This window comes from Brevibacillus sp. AY1 (genome assembly GCF_029870785.1).
In the GTDB taxonomy this organism is placed as follows: domain Bacteria; phylum Bacillota; class Bacilli; order Brevibacillales; family Brevibacillaceae; genus Brevibacillus; species Brevibacillus invocatus.
Map to the genome: position 1 here is coordinate 1 of NZ_JAFLPN010000010.1, position 26427 is coordinate 26427.

Here is a 26427-nt window from a genome sequence, read left to right on the forward strand (position 1 = left end):
ATATAACGATTTTACCAACAAATAGAGGGACTTGCGCCCCTCAAAATTATATACTTTCCTATATAGCAAAAAAGACAGTCTCCCCATAGAGAGACTGTCCTTGGATTTACAAAAATTTTTACAGTTTAGATACGTTAGCAGCTTGAGGTCCACGGCTTCCTTGAACAATCTCGAACTCAACCTTTTGGCCTTCGTCCAGAGATTTGAAACCTTCTGTCTGGATCGCGCTGTAGTGTACGAATACGTCGTCTCCTCCATCAACTTGGATGAAACCGTATCCTTTTTCTGCGTTAAACCATTTTACGATACCTTGTTGCATGAAACAAAACCTCCCTAAACATTGCGCCCCGTAAGGCGATGAAGTGTAGCGTTAACCTGTTTTTACTTCAGGAGTCTATTGCGGTAAGGCAAAAAAGTCATGCATCGTTGAGATTTGACATGGTGACGTCACTCAACAAGGCACGACTCCATAACCAATCCATCAAATCACTGCATCTTGTAAAAATGGTTAACTTAGGTTGATTTTATCACAACGTTATCCTTTTGTCACGCATTTAGTCAAAGCGCAACTTGTCCTTGCGCATACCGATATTCAAGACCACGCCGATGATCAAAAAGTTGGTAATCAACGAGCTTCCGCCATAGCTGATGAAGGGTAGCGGAATCCCTGTAATCGGCATCAGCTGAATGGTCATGCCGATGTTCTCGAATACCTGGAAGGTCAGCATGCCGACGACTCCAGCTACGACATAGGCACCAAACGGGTCCTTTGCTTCCATCGCGATACGAACCATGCGATAAATCAGGAAGAAGAACAGGATCATCAAAAGGCCTGCGCCGATAAAGCCCAGCTTTTCAGCGATCACCGTAAATATGAAGTCGCTCTCCCCCACTGGCACCCAACCAAAGCTCGCTTGAGTAGGCGTATCGATTCCTTTTCCCACCAGCTGACCAGAGCCAATAGCAATTAACGACTGCTTCAATTGGAAGCCTCGACCCATCGCTTCCAGATCGGGATTCAGCCAGAAAACGATACGATCCCATTGATACGGCTTGATGATCTTGAAGAAGATGTCCTGCTTGTACTCGTAGAGAAACACCATTCCAGCAGCCAAGCTTCCGACCAAGCCACCCACGTAAGTCACGTGCAGCAGGCGAATTCCACCGACGATCAGCATCGTAGCCAGCATGCCTGTGTACACCAATGCTGTCCCCAGGTCTGGCTGGATGAGAATCAAAAGCAGCGGTACCATCACCAGCAAGGCGACAGGAATCAGCTTGTAAAAATAGTGAAAGCGATAAGGGTCTTCTGCCCGTTTTGCCATATACCTGGCGACCGCCAAAATGGTAAACAGCTTCATGGGCTCAGAGGGCTGGAACAGAACTGGTCCGAGATTGTACCAGCTATGCGTATTATTGATCGCTGCTGTCTGCAACACACCAATCAGCAGGATCAGCCCGAATCCGTACAAGACAAAGGCAAAATTGTAGAACAGCCTGTAATCAAAAAGGAGGCTGCCTCCCAATACGATAAACCCGATCACGTACCACAAGACCTGTTGCTGTGCCTTATCGACCCCTGCGGCAGATCCGGAAATGCCCAAATAACTAAAGACACCCAGTGCAGCCAAAATGATCAGAATGGTCCAATCGAGGGTTTTTAAATGTCGTTTTTCCAGGTCCATCTTTTTCCTCCTAGAAAACGTGGCTTCCGCTTTTCTGCGAAGCCCTAATGAAATGGTCTGTGAAGAAGGAAAGAACAGGATGGCTCCTGTTCTTTTGCCTGCTTCTTTAAACCTTATCCTATTTCAAGCCAAAGAATTTACGCATTTTTTTAAAGACGCCCGCTTTTTCTTCCAGCGGTTGCAGCGGCACTGCCTCGCCCAAAAGCCTGCGAGCAATGTTGCGGTACGCAATCGAAGCACGGGATTCGTGATTCATCACTGCAGGTTCCCCTGAATTGGCTGATTTGATCACGTGATCATCATCTGGCACAACACCAATTAAGTCAATGGCTAGCAAATCCAGAATATCTTCTACATCCAACATATCGCCATTTTTAACCATGTGGGAACGAACCCGATTGATCACCAGCTTCGGCATACCTACCTTTTCGCGCTCCAGCAGGCCAATAATACGGTCTGCGTCGCGTACTGCCGCTTTCTCCGGTGTCGTGACGACAATTGCCTGGTCAGCACCTGCCACAGCATTGCGGAAGCCTTGTTCGATCCCTGCCGGACAGTCGATGATCACATAATCAAATTCGCGCTTCAGCTGTGTGACGATTTCTTCCATCTGCTCCGGCATGACTGCTGTTTTGTCCTTGGTCTGTGCAGCTGGCAGTAGGGATAGATTTTCAAAACGCTTATCCTTGATCAGTGCTTGCTGCAGACGGCATGCTCCTTCTATAACATCGACCAAATCGTAGATGATCCGGTTTTCCAATCCCATCACGACGTCGAGATTGCGAAGCCCGATATCTGTGTCGACCATACATACTTTTTGCCCCTGCAAGGCAAGCGCTGTTCCCAAATTAGCGGAAGTGGTTGTCTTTCCCACGCCGCCTTTACCTGAAGTTACGACAATTCCGATCCCCACATCCGATCCCCCTATTCCTTCGACCCTCATGCTTTTTTCTCTCCCAGCTCAGGGCGTATCCGTGGCAAATAGTTCATTTTTGCGACGAGCATCGTCTCGTTTTCCAGGTAGGCAAATTCTGTCCCGCCTGAATTCTTGGTCCACTCTTCTCCTGGTTTACTGACCACTTCACCGATGCGCAGCTGAGTCGGATTCATGACGGCAGCTGCGATAATCGCTTCCGTATCTCCAGAAAACCCGGCATGTGCATAACCACGCAGATGGCCAAGCACATAAATGCTTCCCGTACTGCGAATCGTCCCTCCCGGATTGACATCTCCCAAGAGGAGAATATCGCCCTCCATTTCGAGGACTTGTCCAGAACGAATGGTATGCACTTGCACGTGAAACGAAGACTTGAGTCGCTCAGCAAATGCTTCTTCTCTGGTGATCACATCGGCTTCCACCAAATGGATCACCAGATTACCTTTTTGCCGGATAATTTTTGTCAATTCCTCTTGTTGTTCGTGAGTGCAGTATCGTTTGCCCAGCTTGATCGATACTCGAATCAACGGACCTGACAAGATTTGTTGGTGGCTATGCTCTATTTTTTCACGCAAATCGGTCAGCAGTTCTTCAAAGGAACAGGTATCATCCATGAAAAAGACGAGACCGTCTTTTGTCCCTTTGATCGTGACCTTGCTTTTCACAGTCGTCACCTGTTTCACCTCGACCGATACCATTCGCCACCAGACAAGTACTTTCCTGCTCTACATGAAAAATTTGCCGAATGAAAGCAGAACATGGGTTAGTCTCAATCGAGCTCTCATTAAAAATGTGCGAGCACGATTGAGAGGGTATTTCATTTCCGGATCGTTACCATTACTAATGTCATTGCCCTTGAGCCGGAGCTTTTGGGGGTGCAGACGTGAGAACACCTGGATTCAACTCGTTATACGCTTCAAGCAGTCGTCTCGATACAGGTCCTGTTGCAGCTGAGCTGGAGGTTCCATCCTTCAAGCTGTTTGGCGCAATGACGACAAAAACCAACTGTGGATTTTCGTAAGGGGCAAATCCGACGAGCAATGCGTTCTCTGCTTTGCGCCCAGTTTGCGCGGTACCGGTTTTGGCAGCAACAGCGAAAGGCAGGTTGCTCAGATCTCGAACTGCTGTACCACCTGGCTGCGTTACCATGCGCATGCCTTCTTTAATGACCTGAATGTACTTCGGATCGATCGTAACGCGATTTAACACTTCCGGTTCGATAATACTCAAGGTTTGGCCTGGTTCCTGAGGATCTGTGGTTCCACGGCGAATCTCCTTCACCAAATGCGGACGGACCCGATAGCCGCCATTGGCAATCGTAGACACGTACTGCGCGATTTGCATCGGCGTGAACAAGTCGTATTGACCGATCATCGCATCCGCCAGGTTACCGTAGTTCAGATATGGGTTTTCCCAGCCTTTGTTTTCACCAGGCAAGTCAATTCCTGTCTTGACACCCAAACCGAACTGGGCGTTGTAATAATCCAGAATACGGAACTGGTTCTGCCATGGACTGGATTTTTTCAACAGGCGATCAGCCATGATATACATGTACGTATTGTTGGAAACCTGGAGGGCACGACGCGCATTCACAGGTCCATGCCCGCCTGGTCGCCAGTTGCGCTTATAGGCATTACCTACAGAATATCCGCCAGAATCATAAATAGTTTCTGTAGGAGTTGTTAACCCTTCTTCAAGCGCAATCATTACCGAGAGCGGTTTATAGGTAGAAGCGGGTGGGTAAGGAGTATAAATAAAGCGATTCGCCTCGTTGGGTAAAATCAGTGAACTGTAATTTTCATTGAACTTTTTACGATCATAATATAGATTTAGATCGTAATCTGGATAGCTCGCCATAGCCAAGATCTCACCAGTATTAGGATTCATGACAAGCACATGAGTCTCCTTAAATTCATCTGGCGTCGCTGGTAGCTTTTTGTATGCCTCAACTTCTTCCTTTAAAATGGCCTCAACTTTACTTTGAAAACGCCAATCTAATGCTAGCACAAGGTCATTACCCGGTTGGGCCGGCTGACGCATCGTCTTCTCTACAGACTCGGAGTTCTTGTTGACATGGACTTCCATGATGCCGTCCTTGCCGCGCAAATACCGCTCGTAGTAACTCTCCAATCCGGTAACACCGACGCGGTCGATCGCGTTGTACCCTTGCGCCAGGTATTCTTTGAGACTATCCGGGCGAATAGCATTGATGTACCCGAGAATATGGGTCGCAAAAGGCGTTCCGTCGGGGTCTTGCATGATTTGTCGTACTGGCTCCAGCTCCACGCTGATCCCTGGCAGCTCTGTACGTCTTTCTTCAATTTGAAACATTTCCTCTGAGGAAATGTTTGTTTTCACCCGTCTCGGAATATAGCTGGCCAACTGCGGGGAACGCATCTCCTGCAGAAGTGAAAGCTTGTGCCATTGATGCAGTCGCTGTTCCTCTGTCAGTGGAAGCACAACGTCCAGCTCAAACATATACGCGTAACGCAAAAGATCCATGTCGGACTTCGTGGAAAGCTGATCAGGCGTAGGCAATTGCCGAAGCTGTGCCTTTACCTCTTTAACCAAATCATCGCGGTCTTCTTTATCCAAAGACAGCTTCATATCCACATTCGCTTTTACAGCTTGCTTGAACATTTCCCAGTCAGAAATGCTATTTAGATCCAGTGTGTTTCCATTGGTTTTAAAGATCGCGCCGAGCTTCTTTTCCACCTCAGCCCGTTGCTTTTCCTGAAAAGGCGAACGAACCCGCAAACCTGCAAACATCGCTGTTTTGACCAGTTCGAGGTCTGTCATGGCATCGACTTCATCCACCTGTGGCAATCGCTGCAGCATCGGAGTGATTTTCGCCTTCAGCTCATTCGTTTCTTCTCTGTTGAAACCGACAGGCAGCGTCGAGCGAAGCTCAATCGTTTTTTTCAGCAGTTCTTGATCCGTTCCAATTTTGCTATCATCGGGAATCAATATTTTGGCCAGACGATCCGCGACTTTTTCTTCATCAATATCCTGCCCTTGCTCCTCTACATACTGAACGGTATATACCGGTTTGTTGGAGACGAGCACGACCCCGTTTTTATCCAGAATCCGTCCCCTTGGCGCCGGAATCGGCAGTTCGCGAATGCTAAACTTTTCCAATTCGTGTCTATACTGCTCGCCTTCCACCAGCTGAACATAGGCGAGTCGCAAAATAATTGCGGCAAAAAAGAGGAACACGATGACGAACAAGATATTGAGTCGGATTGGAATGGTCGATTTTTGTTTTTTTTCCTCTTCCATCCATCTTGCCCCCTCTTATTTCCATCTCACACCTGACTATTCCATCGCAGACATTTCTCGCTTGGACTCAATCGTCTTGCATAAGCGTTGGATCGGTATATACATGACTAAAGATAACAGACTATTGAGAATGACTGTCGGCAGGATCTGACTATTCAAGATCCACTGAACATCGTGCGGAGCCAAAGCAAACACGCGATACATACTGTACAAAAGCCATTCATGTCCGAACAGGATCAGGATACTGGTAATAAGCACCATACCAAACCCCCGTTGAAACAAGAGGACGATCAGACCTGAAAAATAGCTGGCCAGCATCATCGAAAAGGTGTAGATCCCGATTACCTGCCCGTACAGGATGTCTTGCAAAAGGCCGAATACCAGTCCGTAGTACAGACCTTCCCTTCTGCCTAAAAACATAGAGATCAGGATCGTGCAAACCAGCGCAAAGCGGGGTACTGTCATCCAGGACAGTCCCCCTGTTGATGGTGAAATCACCTGCACGACCGTACCCTCCAGGACGAACAGCAGCAACACCGTCATGGTCAGCAGAAAGCGCGCCATTACTGGCCACCTCCGACTGCGGTCGATGCCGGGGGCTGTGCGCCGGAAGCAGGTGTCGTTGGAGTTGTATTCGATGCGTTGTTCGTGGCTGGCTGGTTGGATGACTGTTGTGGGATGACTTCACCATTGGGCGAGATAGTGAAGTTGCGCTCAACGACCATCACTTCGTTCAATTGTGAAAAGTCGGCACTCGGCTGTACATAGGCTGTCTGGGTAAGACCGTAATCATCCGGCTCTACTTTAACAATGTAGCCAATCGGGAGGTTACGGGGAATGACCCCTCCCAGACCGGACGTAACCACTTGCTGCTTTTCTTCAATTTTCAGTCCCCAAGGAATTTTCCGCATGATGAGCAGACGCTCTTGTGGATCGTATTCTTCTACGACCCCGCTCACATCGCGATACGTCGCAACACCGTTCACCATTTGCTGAGTCTGGATAATTGCCGAGATGTGGTTCCGTCGTTCATAGCTGGTTAACAGCTCGACGGTGGAAGAAAAGTTGGCAACGCTTTGCACACGACCGATCATCCCTTTGGCAGTAATGACAGCCATGTCTTTTTTAATGCCATGTTTAAGCCCTTTATCAATGGTCGTCACATTGTTCCAGGTATCCGGATTACGGGCAACCACCTCTGCGAAACGGAGCTGATACAGCTTCAAGCTCTCTGTCGCATGCAATGCTTCGCGCAATCGCTCGTTTTCTGCTTTCACATCATGCAGCTCGGCGGTCAATCGAGCGTATTGATCCAAGCTGGCCTTCAGCGCCTTGTTTTCCTCATACACGCTATAGGCGTCTTCCACTTCCTGAAAAAAGCCGGAAACAGCCTGGGCAGGGCGATAAAAAATACCCTGCACCACGCTGAATGCATCCTTGAAAAACATTTCCGGCCAGGTCAGCCTATCCCGTTCACGCGAGGTAAAGCCCACTACCGAGATTAGCAGGACCAAGCCTACAAGTACTATAATGAGTCGCTTGTTCCCGAAAAACGACATGCCCAGACCTCCGTTTATTTACCCCGTTTTTGTCGGGAAGAGGTGATTCCGTGCTTCGAAGTGAACAAGTGCATATTTTCCAACGCTCGTCCAGTTCCGATCGCCACACAGTCAAGGGCATTTTCTGCAATGTGAACGGGCATTCCTGTCTCCGTACTCAACAACCGATCCATGTTTCGCAGAAGGGCACCACCACCTGTCAGAACAATCCCTCTATCCATAATGTCCGCAGCTAGCTCGGGCGGACTCTTCTCCAACGTTACTTTCACCGCTTCCACAATAGCTGCCACTGTCTCAGCAAGAGCTTCAGCAATTTCCGAGCTGCTCACACTCAAGGTTTTCGGGAGCCCAGTCACCAGATCTCGCCCGCGAATTTCAACGGTTTCTACCTCATCAGGTGCTATGGCAGAACCAATCTCCAGCTTGAGCGTCTCTGCTGTACGTTCCCCGATCATCAGATTGTAGCGGCGTTTGATGTACTGGATGATCGCTTCATCCATCTCATCCCCAGCTACACGAATCGAACGGGACGTCACGATTCCCCCCAAAGAAATAATGGCAACCTCCGTCGTTCCTCCACCGATATCCACAACCATACTTCCTGTCGGTTCCCAGACAGGCAAATCAGCGCCGATCGCTGCTGCGAATGGCTCTTCAATGGTGTACGCTTCCCGGGCGCCTGCCTGTTTGGTCGCGTCCTCAACGGCGCGCTTCTCCACAGCAGTAATACCAGACGGTACACACACCATTACATTGGGACGGCGGCTGAACATCCCTTGATTTTTTTGTGCTTGATTAATGAAGTAACGCATCATGGTAGCAGTCGTGTCAAAGTCGGCGATCACGCCATCCTTCATGGGACGAACCGCTACAATATTTCCAGGTGTGCGGCCGATCATGTTCTTGGCCGCATTTCCCACCGCTTCAATCGAATTGTTATTCGTACGAATTGCTACAACAGAAGGTTCACGCACTACAATACCTTTACCTTTTACAAAAACAAGTGTATTGGCAGTGCCCAGGTCAATCCCTAAGTCACGAGTAAATCCACCAAACATACGAAAACTCCTTCCAGTATTAGACAGTTGCGAGCTTTTTTCCGTGAAAGCAGCTTTCCTTGTATCACGAAAATGGATGTGACAATGGCGGTCGAGTCGGACCGACTTGCTTTACATGTACCCTTGCTCTTTCAAGCTGATGTATTTGCCATCCCCTATAATGACATGATCCAAGAGTGATATCCCAACTAGCTCACCAGCTTCACATAAGGTACGTGTGATCGCTATATCTTCTCTGCTCGGTGTCGGGTCACCACTTGGATGATTATGTAAGCAAATGACGGATGCGCTGCTGCGCCGAATTGCTTCTTTAAAAACCTCACGAGGATGCACAATCGAGGAGTCCAGACTTCCAACAAATATCGTCTGTTTGCCAATCACATGGTTCTTGGTATTGAGAAATAGGCAGACAAAATGCTCCTGTGTCAAATGAGCCAACTCAGGAATCATGAGATCAGCCACATCACGAGGCAAGCGAATCGTCGTACGCGCCTGTCTGGGAGCGTTCCTTAACCTACGCCCTAGTTCAAACGCTGCATGCAATTCGATTGCTTTGACCTGGCCAATTCCTTTTAGTTCCGTCAACTCCGAATGGGCAGCCTGAGCCAATCCATGCAGGTCGCCAAACGTCGACAGCAAGCGTGAAGCAAGCTGATAAGCTGATTCCTGCTCCCTACCAGTCCGCAGTAAAATGGCGAGAAGCTCTGTATCCGACAGATGGATTGCTCCTTCGCGAAGTAGTCTCTCCCGAGGACGATCATAGTAAGGGACGTTTTTTGGCACGATTTTGTTACAGGTATTTGTTGACATTTCGCATCGCCTCCAACCAGTTCACCTAATCCTTGAAACGGCTACAGTGGGAGACGATCATGAAGGATTAGCCGTCGCTGCTTGAAATCAAGCAAAGCAACTTACAAAACCTTAATACCAAAGTGCGCAAGCATAATAGCGGTCAAACACAGCGGAAGGCCAACGACAGTGAAATAATCGCCATCGATTCCTTCTACCAGGGTGGATCCAATTCCCTGTATCGCATACGATCCGGCCTTGTCCATCGGCTCTCGTGTAGCGATATAGGCATGGATTTCTTCCGAGGCAAGGGGGCGAATTCTGACCTGAGTCCGACTATACGAAACCTCAGACATTCCTGTCGCAGCGTCAATCAGTGCAACCCCGCTGTACACAGTATGTTCACACCCTTGCAAAGCATACAGCATTCGATAGGCATCGGTTTCGTCCACTGGCTTGCCCAATATGTCTTCATTCAGGACGACAATCGTATCAGAGCCAAGCACGATTCCCTCATTCAACCGGGACGCCACTTCTTTTGCTTTTCGCAAAGCAAGCTCTTCGACGACCTCCTGTGGGGATAAGCCAGGGCTAGTGGTTTCATCGACATCACTAGTCTGGATGGTGAAAGTTAATCCTAGCGTCTGCAGCAATTCCTTGCGACGCGGCGAAGACGAGGCAAGGATCAAAGTTTTATCTGTATGCATCCGTATCAACCTACTTCATTCGTCGATGTATCCAAAAGGCGAGGGCGAGCCCTCCGATACTGGCTAGATTTAGTTTTAGCTGAAAGTTCAAATCGTACTTCAAAATTTCCAAATCTGCGGAAGGTGACCACGTAATTTCTTTGCTCGTGGTCAAGAACGGAATCCAAGGTTTCAGGATTTCGCCCACTATACTTCCAAATAAAAGTCCACAAATCAACAGAAAAACGAGTGTAAGCGTCTCTTTCCCCATGATTCCACTCCCTAGATTGCTAAGGGATTCACGTTAACCATCAATAAGTGTAGCAAATGGGAGGGGGTGAAACAATCCCTAATGCTCTTGGAAGTAACTGTATAGAAAGAAAAGACTTCCCGCAAGAAAACTTGTGAGAAGTCCTGATTGCTTTTATATGGATTTACCTTTATCAAGCTGCTGAAGCCACTTGGTGTAGCTCTCCAAATAGGTAAGAATTCCGCCCTGCACTTGCCAAGCATACGATTCAGCACTTTCTGTCTTTTTGCCTCCTGATGCCTCTGCCATTTTGTCACGTGCCGCTACTGCCTGATTCAGCCCGTTGACCATTTCCTGAAAATACGGCTGCCATTCAGCAGGCAGTGTGTTCACTTTTCCAGCCTCCAGGAACTTCCGATGCTTTTCTTTCAATGTCGCCGTATCTGCAGGGGCGATGGCAGGCTGGGCGCTAGTGATGACCAGACCTGACTGGGCCGACAAAGCTTCGGTAAGCTCTCTTCCAGCTGTGAAAAACAGGTCCAGATTTGGCTGGGTTGTTGTCGGTTCTGCTGACTGCTCGATCTTCACTTCCCCCTGGTACGCCGGGAAGCTAAACTCTTTCACAAACACTTCGAGACCTTTTGTTTTCAGGTTGCTGGCAAAGCCCAGTACTGCCTCTCGGGATGTGGCTGCTGCGGCAAACATGTACTGTTTGGTGGAATCGTTGTACAGCAGATGCGGAAGCCCGAGCTTGGTCAGGGATTGGGTCGCGGCTTCCTCAGGAGCATCCAATTGAAAGACGCCTACCTGTGCCACATGCATCTTCACCTCTGGCAACTGTAAGGACAGGCTCATTGCAGCTCCTGTTGAAGCAGTCGGCTGAGCGGCGCTTCCCTGATCACCCGGCAGTACTGGCCCCGTTGGAGTGGTCTGCTTGTTGCTCGGTGACTCGGGTTGTGCAGTCAGCGTCTCCACCGTATCGGACAAAACAGTGCGATAAGAAGTCGAAAACTGTTCCTGCGAGAAAATCGTCAGGACCATGATTCCAAATACGAGACCGATTGCAATGGCTCCCCCTGTTGTAAGCAGGGTTCGGAGAAAGGCCCCTTTGGGAAGAAAGGATTGAAAGCGATTCGAAGACCATTCATGGGAATCTTCCTCTATATATTCCCTGCGATAATCGTGTTCAGGAGCCGTATAGGATTCATGCTGTCGCTCAGGTTCCGCAGCAGCCGCAGAACGAATTTGCATCATCCGATCCCAGGCATCATCACGTTTGCTCATCTTCTCTATTTCCGACAACGGAAGGGAAGGCCCCTGAATCTGTCTCTTGGGTGATGGATTATGGTTTGCACGAGGCAGCTCTTCTTTCTCCCGTGCAGTGCCTTGCCAGTTTTGGCCGTTTACTTTTACTCTGAGGTTATTTCCTTTCGTTCCGCTCACCGTCATGCCCTCCCAGCTACAGGCTCTTTGTACCAGCATACGAGATCACGGGACGAGTTATGACTGATTTGTTTGGGCTATTCCCAGAAAGCAGAGACAAACCAGGACAGCAGCCCCACACTCAGAAAAGGAGCATACGGAAGGGAGTGTGTCCGGCTTGCTTGATCGAAAAGAAGCAGGAGACTGGCACCTAACAATGCCGTCATACTGGCGATAGTCAGTACGAGGAAGAATGGACCGACTCCCAGTGTGTAAGCTGCGCATGCAAGCAGTTTGACATCCCCCATCCCGATCGATGCTGGCCAAACCAACGCTATCCCTCCAAAAAAGACCAGGACAACAGCAACAAAAGGAATAGCAGACAACCATGACCACTCTTCCCCGCATAACAAACGCAATGCCAGCATGAGCATAAAACCAATCAGCAAGGCCAGGTTGGGAATACGTCTTTCCTTAAAATCCGTCCAAGAAACAGAAAAGCACAGCCCCAGCAGGATGAGCTGGATGATTCGCTCAACCGTGAAGGGCTCTATTGGAAGAGCAAATGAGAGCATAGGCAAACTCCTTTTATTGTGATTCCGCCTTGCTCATCTTCACACATTGGATTTGGACAAAAAAAACTGTCTAGCAATCACTAACTTGCCTAGACAGTCTATTCTTCGCGTCCTGCGTTATGGATTCCAAGTCAGGAGCATACCCGCATGGACCAAACCGCCGCCGAAGCCGTAGAGAAGGAGTGTGTCTCCCTGTTTGATTTTTCCCTGCATGATCCCCCGCTCCCATGCCAGTGGGATCGTTGCTGCTGATGTATTGCCATAGTACTCCATGCTGTATAGGGTCTTCTCGATGGGAAAACCGCTCTTCTCACAGATCGATTCGATCATGCGCAGGTTGGCGCTATGGGGAATGAACCAGTCTATCTGTTCCAGCTTCATCTGAGCTTGGTTCATCACTTCCCGCATGCCAGCAGGCACAGTCGTGACGGCCCAGCGATAAACCTCCCTGCCGTTCTGAACCATACACCCATTGCCTTGTAGCGTTTGGCCGTGCATTTGACTGGACAGTCCAGCGCGGTACAGATGAATTCCTCCTTCTCCTTTTGCACCAACATGGGTCGCAAGAATGCTCGGATTGGCTTCATCACTCTCCACTAGTACAGCACCCGCACCATCCCCGAAAAGAACACAGGTCGTCCGGTCGGTATAATCAGTCACGCGGGATAATGTCTCTGCGGCTACAACCAGCACTTTGCGATGCAAGCCTGAGCTGACCAATCCGTTGGCGACGTGAATGCCATAGGTAAAGCCCGCACATGTAGCCGAAAGATCGAGCGCCCCCGCTCCTGACATGCCAAAGTGTGCTTGAATCTGGCTGGCCACGCTCGGAAATGGATAGTCAGCTGTAGAAGTGGCGACCAGTACCATATCCACGTCTGAAAGAGACTTCCTGTAGTTTTTCGCCAGATTGGCTACTGCTTCTATCGCTAAGTGACTCGTAAATTGATCCTTCTCTACGATTCTCCTTTCGTGTATTCCAGTTCTCTGAAGAATCCACTCATCCGAGGTGTCCACCATTTTTTCCAGGTCATGATTACTGAGAACACGTTCGGGCACATACGTACCAATAGCCGTGATACGCGCTTTTGAGCCCTGGGCAGCTACTGTCATTGCGCTTCACTCCTTCGATCATTTTCACTTCATCTCCTTTGATTATAGCACTAGATATTAGCACCTGGTACTAATTTTTAATAAAAATTGTAGCCCGCATGAAGCGAAGCCACATAGACATTCCTTTTTCGGATAGATTGGGTTCTTCGAATCATCAAGGACTCGCTAAAGTCTGGGAAAACTCAAAGCGATGCCCGTCCGGATCATGAAAGACTGCAAGCTTTACAAACTCGGGTATTGTCTCAATCTCTCCGTGAATGAAACACCGCGTGATTTTAATTCAGCTACTGCGAGTTCAATGTCTTCCACCTCAAACCCTAGTCCTCTCGTGTAAAAATCTAGCGTTCGGTCCAAGTTCGCAACGTTGTACAATATGGCCAGCCCTGATTTATACATGCCTCTTGCCTCCTTTTTATGATTTTCTTTTTCATTATATCAGCATGTGTTTATATGATTTTCTTCTGGATTGCGGAATTTTCAGCCACTACGATAATTGCTTCTTATCGACCTTCCCCAAATGGGTATACGGAATCTGCTCCACGAAAACGATCTCTTTTGGCATCTGATACCTGGCCACCCTAGGACGCAGCCATTCGAGCAGCTGTTCCTTCGTCAGGTCTGCATGCGGGGCTGATTGCACGAAAGCCTTCAGCCGTTGTCCGAACGTTTCATCGGGTATCCCTATCACCGCTACATCTTCTACGGAAGTGTGATGGATCAAGATTTGCTCGACATCGATCGGATACACATTTTCCCCTGCTGAAATCACTCGGTCATCGGTTCTCCCGCATAAATAGTAGTAACCTCGTTCATCCCGGTAACCGAGGTCGCCTGTTCCTATCCAGGTTTGATTTCCGTCGTGCTTGAACCTAGTATTTTTCACGCATAATTGACCGATTTCACCCACACCCAGCTTTTGATGCTGGTGATCCAGCACACTTAATCGGACATGCTCGATTTTCTTCCCGATCGTATTAGGGGACGCCTTTAAATCCGCTGGTGTCGCAATGACCATCAACCCCGCTTCTGATGTCCCGTACAGATTGTACAAGATATCGCCGCATGTGCTAAACACCTCTGCCGCGAGCTTTGGATTCAGTTCAGCACCACCAGATGCGATACAGGCAAGTGACTTCAAATCTGCTGCACTGTGTTTCAGCATTTTATAGAGCATTAATGGTACGACGGTGACGACTTCCACCTGGTGCTCCCGTATGCGGTCACATGCCTTTGCCGGCTCAAAGCCAGCTGTCAGGACGATTCTTTTTCCTAGTGCGACGCATAACAGCAGGAACGCGATCCCGTAGCCGTGATAGATGGGAGTTGCAATATAAGTAGTCTGATATCGGAAAAGATGAAGCCTGGATAGCAGCGCTGACAATGGCGGCAGGTAATGGAACAAGGAAGGCTTGTGCGGGACTTTTTTAGAAGCTCCGGTAGTACCGCCTGTCAGCAGCATGATCTTGCTTGAAGAGGCTCTGCGAAGCATGAATTTTTCATTCACGATGGACTGAGTCAGGTTGTTGATAGCGGGCAATTGATCATGATAGCTCAACAGCTTGTCTTTGGCATACGTTGATTGTTCGATCAGGGTAGTCAATTCCTCATCATAAATGAGCAAATCGATTTCGCAACCATCCAGCGATTGATCGAGCTGTCGTGCGCTCATTTCGGTATTGAGCATGTAAAGATCAGCGCCGGTATAGGACGTAGCAAAAATGGCTTTCACCAGTGAAGCATGATTTTTACATAAGATTCCTACCTTCTTGTCGCTATTCAGGCCGTATGTCTGCTTCCAGGCGAGTGCGAGGTGTTCGGACTGAGACCATAGCTGCTGATAGGTAATCGTTTCATGGTCATCGACGATTGCAACTTTTTGACCGTAAGTGCGCTCAGCGATGCGCAAGAGTGCCATCACATTCATTCCATATTGAAAAATGGCTTTTATCAATCGGAACAGCCCCGCTGGGGAAAGCAGCCTCAACTTGTACAGGATCTCAATCAGTATCACAATCCGCACATCACTTCCCCCTCTCTCGCAGCTTTCCTGGTAAGAACCGCTCCCAAAGCCCCCTGCCGAAAATGGATGAAAACTGCCCAAATACCAGCCACCATGGCTTGAACACTCTGCGTTTTGTATACATGGATTTGGCGATGATTCGGGCGACATGCTCTGCACGCATGGCAGGCATGTTCTGATAAGCAGCCGTAGGCAGAATCATAGGGGTTTTGACTAAAGGCAGATAAATCGACGTTGTGGAGATTCCATTGGCATTCAGTTCGGGTGCTGCGGATCGAAACCAGGTATCAAAAGCGGACTTGGAAGCCTGATAAGCTGCCCAATAAGGGAGAGGGATCAACGAAGTATTGATCGTAGAGATGTTGATGATTTGTCCCTGATTTTGTTGGAGCTGGGGGATGACAGACAGCAGCAGTCTGACAGGAGCAAAATAGTTGATCGCCATCGTTCGGGTAAAATCGTGATAACGGTCTAGCGAGTCCATAATCGAACGTCTGATGGAAATGCCTGCGTTGTTTACTACGATATCTACTCCATCAGGTTGTTGATGAAGAAAGGTCAAGAAATCTTCCAGCTCATCCTCATTTCTAAGATCCGCCCGAAAAATATGGACCTTGGCATTCTTTGTTTTGAGCTCTTGCTTGATTTGGGAGAGCTTTTCTTCTCTTCTAGCCACCAAAATGAGATGAACGGGTAGTTGCCCGAGTAAATAGGCTAGCTGCTCTCCAATGCCGGAGCTTGCCCCTGTTATCAGAATCGTCTTGCCTTGCAGCGCACTCGCAAGCTTTCGATCGTTGAAAGGAGTAGACAAAAATAATAAGCTTTCCAACAGGCTATAGTTGTACATGGTCCAAATCCTTTTTCACGAGTTATGTAGAACACTTCTATTTTCCTCGACTTCACCGCTGGAAACAATAGCCTAATGTTTTTTGTCTACCCTTGAAACCAACGAAAAAACCGCCTGTATTCTTGGCGATCTACAAGAAAATAGACGATTTATCATCAGAGGTGTTCTTTTGGGTGATCAAGCAGCCCCCACTTTTGGCATTTTTGGGAGAGCTTCTACGGTGATCAATACCTCGTCCAAAATAACCGAGATATCATGCATCTCCAGCTTGGGTTCCAGCTTCCATGCATTCAATTTAACTTTTCTTATAGTAATCTCTCGTAATGCTTACAACGGAATGAATTTCATAATCTTATGCCTTCAAGAGCATAAGTAAGCACGTCTAAAGAAAAAAGCCCCTTCGCTCGGAAGCGAAAAAGGCTTTTCCTTCATGCATTATTTCCCGATTTTCTCTGCCAGCCAGTAGGCCGACTTCCAGATGTCTCCGGCTCCCATCGTCAGAACCAGATCTCCCGGCTTCAGCTCTTGGTAGAGATGCTCCTGAACTTGCTCCTTCGTAGGGATATACTGCGCACGGGGATGGCTGTTATCTCTGATCTTCTGGACCAGAACCTCAGAGTTAACCCCTTCGATTCTTGCCTCCCCAGCAGGCGAGTAGATATCGGTAATGATCACTTCGTCCGCCTCACCAAAAGCACGGCTGAACTCATCCATCAGAAAATAGGTACGGGTGTAGCGTTGCGGTTGGAAGACAGCAATCACCCGTTTCCCGGATGCTCTGGCACCGCGAAGGGTCGCAATAATTTCCGTTGGATGGTGAGCATAGTCATCTACGACAAGAATGTCCCTGGCCTCACCAATGATTTGAAAGCGACGCTTGGCCCCGCGGAACGTGGTCAGCGCAGCAGCAATCTGCTCAAAGTCAAGGCCAATATCGAGACAGACGATGGCCGCTGCCAACGCATTGGCGATATTGTGCTTTCCTGGAACGTTGAGAGACATCTCTCCCAGTAAACGATCCTGATGATAGATCAGGCATTTCGCCCGTCGATCCCCACACTCTATTTCACTCGTTCTGTAATCTGCCTGCCCTGCAAAAGGCTCTTGGATGGCATAGGTAATAACCGATTCCGTGACAGTAGGAAGCACCTCTCTCACATGAACATCGTCGATGCAGAGCACAGCTTTGCCACCTGGCTTGAGATGGCCCAAAAATTTGACGTACGCTTGCTTCAAATTGTTGAAATCACCATCAAAATGCTCCAGATGATCTGGCTCAATACTTGTTACGATTTCATAGACTGGTCGGTACTCCAAAAAGGAGCCGTCACTTTCATCTGCCTCTGCAACTACGTATGGGCTGGAACCTGCCTTGGCATTGGTCCCTGCATTCACCAGCTCTCCGCCGATAATAAACGTCGGATCTACGCCGCACTCTTCTAACACATGAGCGATCATGGAGGTGGTCGTTGTCTTGCCATGAGCACCTGCTACTGCAACTCCTGTACGCTCGTTCAAGATTTGGGCAAGCATTTGAGAGCGATGCAAGACAGGGATGCCTTGCTCCTGTGCCGCAACGACCTCCGGATTGTCTTTGGGAATACTGGTGGAATATACGATCATGTCTGCTCCTTCGATGTGGGACGCAGAATGGCCAATATGCACGATTGCACCTCTTGCTTCCAGCTTTTTCGCCAAGTCATTCAAAGCGACATCCGAGCCGGTTACCTTTACACCAAGGTCAATCAAGACACGAGCAATCGCACTCATACCATATCCGCCGATGCCCACAAAGTGGACGTGTTGTGCCTGATCCACCCTATTCACCTGCCTCTTCTACTGTAGTGGGAAAGAATGCGCGCACTTGGGCGATGAAGTAGAGCGAACCGCAGATGACCAGCCAGTCATCCGCCTTCGCCGATTGCTTCTCTTGCATCCAAGATAAGAGAAAAGCACGCCAGTCGGGGACGGTATCCAAATACTCGTCTTCCCATCCTCCTGTTCGAAACGCTTCATACAAGGTCTGCGCGTCAGCGGCTCGCGGAAAATCAAACGAAGTCACATGAAGGGCTTCGATTTGATCCTTCAATGGGTCGAGTGCCTTTGCCATCCCTGTCAGAGGCTTATCTCCCAGCCCTGCAAACAGCAGATGCAAACGCGTCCCCGCCGGCAAAAGCTGTTTCAAACTACCCGTCAAGGCCGCAATTCCCTCTTGGTTGTGTGCCCCGTCCAAGACTACCATCGGTCTAGGGGAGACTATTTCTAGACGGCCAGGCCAGCGGGTTTGTTGCAAACCACGAACGATTTCTTCTTCCTCCAGCAAATAGGAAAAGTAGTTTCGCAGCACGTCTATCGTCATTAAAGCGACAGCGGCGTTATCCGTCTGATGCATGCCATTCATGGTCAAACGATAGCTGCTGGGCTCCCGGCGATGGATGCTCTTGTAACGCAGCTGTTGTTCACCCAACTGTTCTGCTACCTGCTGTGCATCAAAGTGGTTGCCGATCTGGTACAGCGTGCTTCTGGTTTGCTTCGCCTTATCCTGGAGTACAGCGAGTACCTCCGGCCTGCGTTCTCCGGTAACGACAGGAACACCCGGCTTGATAATACCCGCTTTTTCTCGTGCAATTTCCTCCAGGCTGTTGCCAAGTACTTGCGTGTGATCCATTCCAACATTCGTGATGACAGAAACGATGGGCGAGACGACATTCGTCGAATCCAATCGTCCCCCGAGTCCCGTCTCCCAAACCACTACAGCCGGTCTAACTACCCTGGCAAAGTACAGGATCGCAATGATTGTAATGACTTCAAACTCCGTCAGGGAGCCAAAAGAGGTCTCTTTTTCACAGCGATCTACCAGGACTTTCACTTCATTCATCAAAGTCAGTAAATCCTCTTGGGAAATCATACTGCCGTTGTATCGAATCCGTTCCCGAAAATCAACCATGTACGGGGATGTGAAGGTCCCTACGCTGTAGTTCGCCTCCATCAGCATCTGCGTCAGAAACGCGCAGGTAGATCCTTTTCCATTCGTCCCTGCGACGTGAATAAACGCCAGTCTTCGTTCGGGATGATTCAATTCCTCCAGGACCCAATTCATCCGTTCTAGACCCGGTCTGGCACCGAATCTCAAAAGACCGTGCAGCCAATCGAGCCCTTCTTCGTATTCCACAAATTCTTCTGCACTCATACCGCAATGCTCCATTCTCAAATTATGCGATGAAACGGCGAATCATGCGCCCTTCAATTCAGCAAGCCGGGCAATAACTTTATCCCGTTTTTCCATGTAGTCTGCCATTTTTGCTTTTTCTTCTTCTACGACTTTTGCAGGTGCTTTCGCCATAAAACCGGCGTTGTTGAGTTTTTTCTCGATTCGCTCCACTTCGTTGTTCAATGTAGCCAGCTCTTTTTCCAGGCGTGCCAGCTCTTGATCCAAATCGATCAACCCTGCGAGCGGGAGGAATAATTCTGCTCCGCTGACTACAGCAGACATCGCCTTGTCAGGGGTCCTCAGCTCTTGGCTGATTTCCAGACGTTCCGGATTGCAGAAACGAGAAATATACTCTTCACCGCGTGTCAGTCTTTCCAAAGCTACGGCATCGCTTGGCTTGATTAGAAGCTCAATCTTTTTGGACATCGGCACGTTCACTTCGGCACGGATATTGCGCACACTGCGGATGACGTCAACCAAGAGGCTCATCTCTGCCTCTGCATCTGCAAAGATCCAATTTTCGTTGACTGTCGGCCATGCTGCAACCGTAATGCTCTCTCCTTCATGCGGAAGCGCTTGCCAAATTTCTTCCGTCATAAACGGCATGAACGGATGCAGGAGGCGAAGTGTTTGATCCAGAACCGTCACCAAGACGGATTGTGTCGTTTTCTTGGCTGCCTCGTCGTTGCCATACAGCGGCAATTTGGCCATCTCAATATACCAGTCGCAGAGGTCATCCCAAATAAAGTTGTAGAGGACGCGCCCTACTTCCCCGAATTCAAAGCTGTCGGACAGTCGCGTCACATCTGCGATCGTAGCTTGCAGTCGGGACAAAATCCATTTATCCGGTGTAGACAGCTCACCACTGAGATCAATGTCCTCGTAACGGAAGCCAGACAGGTTCATCAATGCAAATCGGGAAGCATTCCAGATTTTATTGGCGAAGTTGCGGTTGGACTCTACCTTTTCCCAGTAGAAGCGCTGATCGTTCCCTGGCGAGTTTCCGGTAGCCAACGTATAGCGTAGCGCATCCGCTCCGTACTTCTCGATTACTTCCATCGGATCAACCCCGTTGCCGAGTGACTTGGACATCTTGCGTCCCTCGGAATCGCGGATGATACCGTGAATCAGCACATGTTCGAACGGATTTTGACCTGTAAATTCCAAGCCGTTGAAAATCATCCGGGCTACCCAGAAAAAGATAATGTCGTAGCCTGTAACGAGTACGTTGGTCGGATAAAAGTACTTCAGATCCTCTGTCTCTTCCGGCCAGCCCAGTGTCGCGAACGGCCACAGACCCGAGGAGAACCAGGTATCCAGAACGTCGTTATCCTGCTCCAGCTTGTGACTGTGGCAGCTAGCGCATTCTGTTACATCTTCACGAGAAACGATGGTTTCTCCACAATCTGCACAGTACCAGGCTGGAATCCGATGTCCCCACCAAAGCTGGCGGGAAATGCACCAGTCACGAATGTTTTCAATCCAGCGCAGGTAGTTGTTTTTAAAGCGTTCTGGGACGAACTTGACACTCTCTTCACTCGCTGCGTTGGCCAAGGATGCATCTGCAAGAGGCTGCATTTTTACAAACCACTGTGTCGACAGGTACGGTTCAACAACCGCGTCGCTGCGTTCGCTGTGACCGACTTGGTGGACGTGCTCCTCAACCTTGAACATGATGCCTTGCTCGCTCAAATCCTTAATGATCTGCTTGCGGCATGCAAAGCGATCCAGTCCGTGGTAAATTCCGGCTTGTTCGTTCATCTTGCCCGTTTCGTCCATGACAACGATCTGTGGCAAGTTGTGACGCAGACCCAGTTCAAAGTCATTCGGATCGTGAGCAGGTGTGATTTTTACTGCACCGGAACCAAACTCAGGATCTACGTAATCATCTGCCACGATTGGAATCTCGCGGCCTACGATTGGCAGGATCACGGTTTTGCCTACCAAGTGCTTGTAGCGCTCGTCTTCAGGATGAACGGCTACAGCAGTATCCCCGAGCATCGTCTCAGGTCGAGTAGTGGCCACTTCAATAAAGCCCGAACCATCTGCCAGCGGGTAGCGCATGTGGTGCATGGCACCTTTTACTTCCTTGTAGATAACCTCAATATCCGACAACGCCGTACGTGCTGCAGGGTCCCAGTTGATGATCCGATTGGCACGATAGATCAGCCCTTTTTCATACAGACGAACAAAAACCTCGCGAACGGCGCGAGAGAACCCTTCGTCCATCGTAAAACGATCACGGGAGTAGTCGAGGGCAAGCCCAAGCTTTTCCCACTGTTCAAGAATATGACCTGCGTAGACGTGCTTCCACTCCCACACCTTTTCCACGAATTTTTCCCGGCCCAGATCGTAACGAGAGATGCCTTCTTCGCGCAGTGTCGATTCTACACGCGCCTGTGTTGCGATACCCGCGTGGTCCATTCCAGGGAGAAAAAGCGTGCTATAGCCTTGCATTCTTTTCGTACGGGTAATGATATCCTGTAAGGTCGTATCCAACGCATGACCCAGATGCAGCTTGCCCGTCACGTTTGGAGGCGGAATGACGATGGTGAATGGTTTTTTCTGCGGATCGCGTTCTGCTTTGAAAAACCCTTTCTCCACCCAGTATGGATACCATTTGCTTTCTGCAGCCTTGGGATCATAATTTTTCGGCAGCAGTTGATCAATGTCTTGTGTTTGTTGCGTTGACATGGCTTTTCCTCCTTCAAAATAATAAAAAAAACCCTTCATCCAAAGGACGAAAGGATATTTTCGCGGTACCACCTTTGTTAACACACAATGCCTAACACAGCGATTGTGTATTCCCTCAAACAAGATAACGGCTGCGAACCGTTTCCGGCTACACGTGCAGCTTCACCGGAACAACTCCTGGGCGACATTCGACCATTCTTGCCTTAGAGAATCTTTCAGCTGTGATTCTCTTCTCTGAAAAGGCGTCCTGACCTACTCTTCCCGATCATCGTTGATGACATATGTAGTTGACAGCTACAACATATTATATACAAATAGACGGTTTTGCGTCAAACCCGGTTTATTCGGCCTTTCCCACGGTGATCCCCAATGCTTGGGTAAAGCCAAGCACGTGCAAAATATCCAAGATCTCCTCACGTACATTGACAATCTCCACCTGTTTCCCCAATGAGAGCAATTCTTTCGTGGTAAAGAACAAACTGCCGATTCCCGATGAATCCACAAAAGAGACTTGCTGAAAATCAACTCTTACGGTCTGGTTACGTTCTCCGTATTGCTGAAGCAGCTGACCGACCTGATCTCCTACAGCCATGTCCAGCTCCCCGGCAAAAAATAACGTGGCATGCCCATTAGTCTCAGTTGCCCGGTAGTCCATATTTTAACCCCTCTCGGTATCATTTACGTACGATAGTCATTCCACACTGATTCATTTCCCTGATTCCATTCTATATAAACCTCAAAGCCGCTTCAAATCTGTACGGTCAAGGATTGTTTCCACATTCCAGGATCAGCTTCGTGCCCGCATGGGAGCTTCCAAGAAACAGCCTGTCACAATATTGAAGCATCACATGAAAGCCCACCCCTAGGGACTGTTGGGTGGAGTAGCCTTGCAGCAGCGTAGCGCGTGGCAGGTCCTCCAGGACAATTCCCTGTCCCTGGTCGTGGATGACCGTTCTGCACTTCGTCCAGTCAGACAGCACGTACAGTGTGACTGTTCCGCCATTTCCGTGTTTGATCGTGTTAGATGCAGCCTCATTCACCGCTACCATGTATTGCAAAAGCCGCTTGTCTGGTATTTTCATAGGCTCCAACGCTCGCCTGAACGCAAAACGCAGCTCAGCCAAATCTTCCGGAGCATGAAGATCAATCGACAGCAGCTTTCGCCCCTCCCGAAGCAGGAAGAACAGCTCCTCATCGCTCAAGAGCAGTAACTTATTTTTCGTGACTACACCCATCAGATCGCGATAAAGCTCCCACTCTCGTTTTTTTCGTCTCCTCTCCTCCGTGATGACCTCAGTCACGTCAATCAAGGCGATTCCACAGGTCTGATCCGGCAGAGGTGACGCGTACAGCTCAAATACTTTTTCTCCGTTGGCTGATACCAGCTGCTCCCGCAAAGATGCCCCACTACTGGCAGCCTCGCTCACCAATCTTCGCATTTCCCGTTCGACGTCCGGCTCTGCTCTGCTTGAACCGAGAGAACGCAGATTCCCGGCCTCAAAATGATAGAGAAAGATGGTTTCTACCTGTCTCAAAATAGACAGTTTTTGCAATTCCTGCTTGATGAGTCGGCTCCTCTCATCTTCGCGATCTCTCCAGTCTACCAAAATATTGGAGGGATCAAGCTCACCGCTCATCAGCCAGGTGTGAAATTCCTCGATGAGGAGACGATCCAATACTTCCTGACGACGAAGCACTTTATCAATATCCAGAACATAGAAAGGATCGCCCTCAATCCCTCTCAGACCTGTGCCAATGATGCGAAAATCGTATGCCAGCTCCACCTCGATACGATCATGAAGGCGGAGGTTGGGGCTGTACAGGCCAATGGCTGTCCGGCTAACCGTGACCAAGGAGACCTGGCCTGATTCATTGCTGCCAAGTAGAGTAACACGCACAGGACGTGGCGGAATGACTTTCCTTGCCGAATTGCCGGAGCGCAGGGCATCCAGACATTTTTGGCATTCAGGATTATTCGGACACTGCTCACACAGAATCACGGTTTAACCTCCTTTATCAGTGTCGCATTGGGCATGTTGGACGAATAGACGGATGGGCTCCTATCCCCGCTATGTACGTATGGGTCGTTCTCTAGTGGTTGAAATTGCATGATCAAAACAGAAATATCATCAGTCTGTGGCAAATTTCTCGTTTTTTCCCACAAAAAAGCTTCGACTCGATCCATCGTGCTTATACAGTTTACAGCAGGATTTCCAAGCAGTACAGTGAGGTCTTCCAGCCATTTTTTCGAATAGGCCTGATTGTTGCTTCCGCCCCGATCCAGAAGACCGTCCGTATACACCAGCATCATTGCAGACTCGTCCAATGAGAGATCCTCAGAGACGTATGTGCTGTTCGGCAGCAAGCCCAGCCCTACGCCCCCAGCACAGGGTAGTACGACTTGCTTGGTAGCTGACACATACAGCGGTTGCGGATGTCCTGCACGGCTGAGACGGAGCTTGTGCTCAACTCCATCGTATACCATGACCAGCATCGTAATAAATGATCGGGTCTTGGACAAATCATCGTACAGCAGCTGGTTGAGGCGGCTCAAAATCTCATCGGGTGCACAGCTTTTTTGTAATACCGCTCGCACCGCGCTGCGAATGCCTGTCGCCAGTAGACTGGCCGGAAGACCGTGGCCCGAGACGTCTGCCACGATGAAGCATGTAAATCGCTCATCCATGCGTATGTAGTCGATGTAATCTCCCCCAACATACGTAACAGGAGAATAGACCGTGCGTGCAATCAAACGATCGAGGGTAAGCTGCTCTCTTGGAACCAGCAGAGATTGGAGTCGTTGTGCCAGCTCCATTTCTTTTTCCAGACCCCGAAAGGCAACGGAGCGACGATCGTCCAGGCAACGCAAAATATAGTCGTGAACATGCAACAGTAAAAATCTGAAAAAGGTGGGATCCAGCTCTTTTTCGCCCGACTCTCCAGCTTTCACTTCCGCAGTCAGCGTGACAAACCGGATCAATTTCATCGGATCAGGCAGATCATCTACCTTCATTTGCTCTGTGACGCGAAGGATGACGCCAGGGTGATCCGTAGCGCCAAGCTGAGCGCCATGATACATGACACCTTCTTCGGACTCAAGCGTTAAACGAAGGAAGGTGATGGTATGGACTCTCGCGTACCAGTTGCCGACTAGCTCTTCCACCAGATCCTGCAAGGAGTCAGCCGTTACAGGCCGGATCTGTATATCATTTCTGGCATTGAGCAGAAACTCATAGTTTCGGTTCAGACCAAGCAATTGAGTAAGCTGGCTGTTCTTTTCCTGCAAGGCAAGCAGTTGAGCAGAATAGTTCTCCTCCAGCTGGTTCACCGATAGGAACAGCTCATTCAGCAATTGGTGATTGCAGCGCTTCGAAAGGAAGAAACGATTTGCGCACAGCAAGATTCCCAGAGCGAGTCCTACCTTTCCCTCGAACGGGATTTCCGGGATCAGGATTAGGGAAGCAGCTGTTCCAATCATAAGTATGAGAATGACAATCCCGTCATAATAAGAGAACTTCAGCTTCGCATACAGAAATTCATAGGTAGAATCGAAGGCATCATTCCCGTCTATTTTGCCATACCATCGATGCCCCAGCCATAAGCCGATAGACACAGTCAGGAGAGCAGCATCCCTTGCGAATACCGGCAGATAGGGATGGATCACTACCACTGCGAGAAAGCCTATTGTAGCGAGCAGAAGCTTTCTGCGTGAGGTTCTTGTGGGACTCTTTGCGGTCAATTCGTTTCCCGCAAGCAGACACAATGCGGGGACAAAAAGAAGCAAGCCACTGTATAGCTGCATAAAGTCGGTAAACGTATTATCTATATCCTTGGACAGCCAGTTGAATATCGCGATTACTACGTAGATTCCTATTAACATCGACAGATCCATGACCGCTTTCCAGCGCTCGTAGGAGAGAGAAGCAGGAAGGGGGAAGCGATGCAGGGACCAGAGAAATAAGACGTAGAAGGCGAGGAAGACCGGCACGCTCAGATTTTGAACCCACATCCACGACTGCAGGAGAAGGAGATGACCGACACCCCAAGCGATCATGCCTAAGCCCTGCAAAAGAGACACATTGTTTCCATTTTGGACCTTTGCGTGTTTGCGTGCTTCCCATAATATACAGCCACCCAGGCAGATCCCCAGTAGGTAAATCCAAGCTATCAAGACCATCTTTATCACCTTGCATCGTATAGGTTCGTTTCTCTTGCCCTTCCCCCTTTTCGGTCGTTTCAAACCTGCATCGAGATGACTAGCACTGTCCCACCAGCATCCGCATATGCTGGAACGAGGTGATT

The 26427-nt window shown here is 49.2% G+C and carries 22 protein-coding genes and 1 other annotated feature; all 22 genes read right to left on the reverse strand.

Features of this window, described 5'->3' with window-relative positions; translation table 11 throughout:
• Window positions 1-118: 118 nt before the first annotated feature.
• A complete protein-coding gene (locus tag JZI27_RS10585) occupies window positions 119-319 on the reverse strand; it encodes a cold-shock protein (protein ID WP_122910340.1) in 201 nt (66 codons plus the stop codon).
• A 235-nt stretch (window positions 320-554) separates the two neighbouring features.
• A complete protein-coding gene (locus tag JZI27_RS10590) occupies window positions 555-1685 on the reverse strand; it encodes an FtsW/RodA/SpoVE family cell cycle protein (protein WP_122910339.1) in 1131 nt (376 codons plus the stop codon).
• Between the two features lie 118 nt (window positions 1686-1803).
• Window positions 1804-2598, reverse strand: a complete 795-nt coding sequence (minD, locus tag JZI27_RS10595) for a septum site-determining protein MinD (protein WP_251243067.1) — start codon at window positions 2596-2598, stop codon at window positions 1804-1806.
• Window positions 2599-2624: 26 nt separating this feature from the next.
• Window positions 2625-3320: a septum site-determining protein MinC gene (gene minC, locus JZI27_RS10600; RefSeq protein WP_251242929.1), complete on the reverse strand. Its 696-nt coding sequence runs from the start codon at window positions 3318-3320 to the stop codon at window positions 2625-2627.
• 148 nt (window positions 3321-3468) lie between these two features.
• Window positions 3469-5901, reverse strand: coding sequence for a peptidoglycan D,D-transpeptidase FtsI family protein (locus tag JZI27_RS10605; RefSeq protein ID WP_280207495.1), 2433 nt, complete (start codon window positions 5899-5901; stop codon window positions 3469-3471).
• 36 nt (window positions 5902-5937) lie between these two features.
• The gene (mreD, locus tag JZI27_RS10610; protein ID WP_122910336.1) at window positions 5938-6465 is read right to left on the reverse strand and encodes a rod shape-determining protein MreD; all 528 of its coding nucleotides are present in this window, start codon (window positions 6463-6465) and stop codon (window positions 5938-5940) included.
• Window positions 6465-7460 carry a rod shape-determining protein MreC gene (gene mreC, locus JZI27_RS10615; protein ID WP_122910335.1) on the reverse strand — a complete coding sequence of 332 codons (996 nt, stop codon included), beginning with the start codon at window positions 7458-7460 and terminating at the stop codon, window positions 6465-6467. The genes mreD and mreC overlap by 1 nt, the downstream gene beginning before the upstream one ends.
• 14 nt (window positions 7461-7474) lie before the next feature.
• Complete coding sequence (locus JZI27_RS10620) at window positions 7475-8518, reverse strand: rod shape-determining protein (protein ID WP_122910334.1); 1044 nt, start codon at window positions 8516-8518, stop codon at window positions 7475-7477.
• Window positions 8519-8629: 111 nt separating this feature from the next.
• Window positions 8630-9328 carry a RadC family protein gene (gene radC / locus JZI27_RS10625; protein ID WP_122910333.1) on the reverse strand — a complete coding sequence of 233 codons (699 nt, stop codon included), beginning with the start codon at window positions 9326-9328 and terminating at the stop codon, window positions 8630-8632.
• Between the two features lie 101 nt (window positions 9329-9429).
• The gene (locus JZI27_RS10630; RefSeq protein ID WP_280207496.1) at window positions 9430-10014 is read right to left on the reverse strand and encodes a Maf family protein; all 585 of its coding nucleotides are present in this window, start codon (window positions 10012-10014) and stop codon (window positions 9430-9432) included.
• A gap of 10 nt (window positions 10015-10024) precedes the next feature.
• On the reverse strand, window positions 10025-10264 hold the full coding sequence (locus JZI27_RS10635) for a DUF4321 domain-containing protein (RefSeq protein WP_122910331.1): 240 nt from the start codon (window positions 10262-10264) through the stop codon (window positions 10025-10027).
• Between the two features lie 153 nt (window positions 10265-10417).
• The gene (locus tag JZI27_RS10640; protein ID WP_251242934.1) at window positions 10418-11692 is read right to left on the reverse strand and encodes a hypothetical protein; all 1275 of its coding nucleotides are present in this window, start codon (window positions 11690-11692) and stop codon (window positions 10418-10420) included.
• 71 nt (window positions 11693-11763) lie between these two features.
• Window positions 11764-12240 (reverse strand): prepilin peptidase, encoded by a 477-nt coding sequence (locus JZI27_RS10645; protein WP_251242935.1) that lies wholly within the window; start codon window positions 12238-12240, stop codon window positions 11764-11766.
• Window positions 12241-12357: 117 nt separating this feature from the next.
• Window positions 12358-13353, reverse strand: a complete 996-nt coding sequence (locus tag JZI27_RS10650) for a ketoacyl-ACP synthase III (protein ID WP_280207497.1) — start codon at window positions 13351-13353, stop codon at window positions 12358-12360.
• A 484-nt stretch (window positions 13354-13837) separates the two neighbouring features.
• Window positions 13838-15373, reverse strand: coding sequence for an AMP-binding protein (locus tag JZI27_RS10655; protein ID WP_280207498.1), 1536 nt, complete (start codon window positions 15371-15373; stop codon window positions 13838-13840).
• A gap of 1 nt (window position 15374) precedes the next feature.
• The gene (locus JZI27_RS10660; RefSeq protein WP_122910327.1) at window positions 15375-16220 is read right to left on the reverse strand and encodes an SDR family NAD(P)-dependent oxidoreductase; all 846 of its coding nucleotides are present in this window, start codon (window positions 16218-16220) and stop codon (window positions 15375-15377) included.
• 435 nt (window positions 16221-16655) lie between these two features.
• A complete protein-coding gene (murC, locus tag JZI27_RS10665; protein WP_122910326.1) occupies window positions 16656-18038 on the reverse strand; it encodes a UDP-N-acetylmuramate--L-alanine ligase in 1383 nt (460 codons plus the stop codon).
• 1 nt (window position 18039) lies between these two features.
• A complete protein-coding gene (locus JZI27_RS10670; RefSeq protein WP_251242939.1) occupies window positions 18040-19410 on the reverse strand; it encodes a bifunctional folylpolyglutamate synthase/dihydrofolate synthase in 1371 nt (456 codons plus the stop codon).
• A gap of 42 nt (window positions 19411-19452) precedes the next feature.
• On the reverse strand, window positions 19453-22125 hold the full coding sequence (locus JZI27_RS10675; RefSeq protein WP_122910345.1) for a valine--tRNA ligase: 2673 nt from the start codon (window positions 22123-22125) through the stop codon (window positions 19453-19455).
• A gap of 39 nt (window positions 22126-22164) precedes the next feature.
• Window positions 22165-22403: a binding site (T-box leader), on the reverse strand.
• A 62-nt stretch (window positions 22404-22465) separates the two neighbouring features.
• Entirely contained in the window at window positions 22466-22780 is a 315-nt protein-coding gene (locus tag JZI27_RS10680; RefSeq protein WP_122910324.1) for an STAS domain-containing protein, read from the reverse strand.
• A 106-nt stretch (window positions 22781-22886) separates the two neighbouring features.
• Entirely contained in the window at window positions 22887-24125 is a 1239-nt protein-coding gene (locus JZI27_RS10685; protein WP_122910323.1) for an ATP-binding protein, read from the reverse strand.
• A complete protein-coding gene (locus JZI27_RS10690; protein WP_280207499.1) occupies window positions 24122-26302 on the reverse strand; it encodes a PP2C family protein-serine/threonine phosphatase in 2181 nt (726 codons plus the stop codon). Before JZI27_RS10690 ends, JZI27_RS10685 begins: the two co-directional genes overlap by 4 nt.
• Window positions 26303-26427 lie beyond the last annotated feature (125 nt).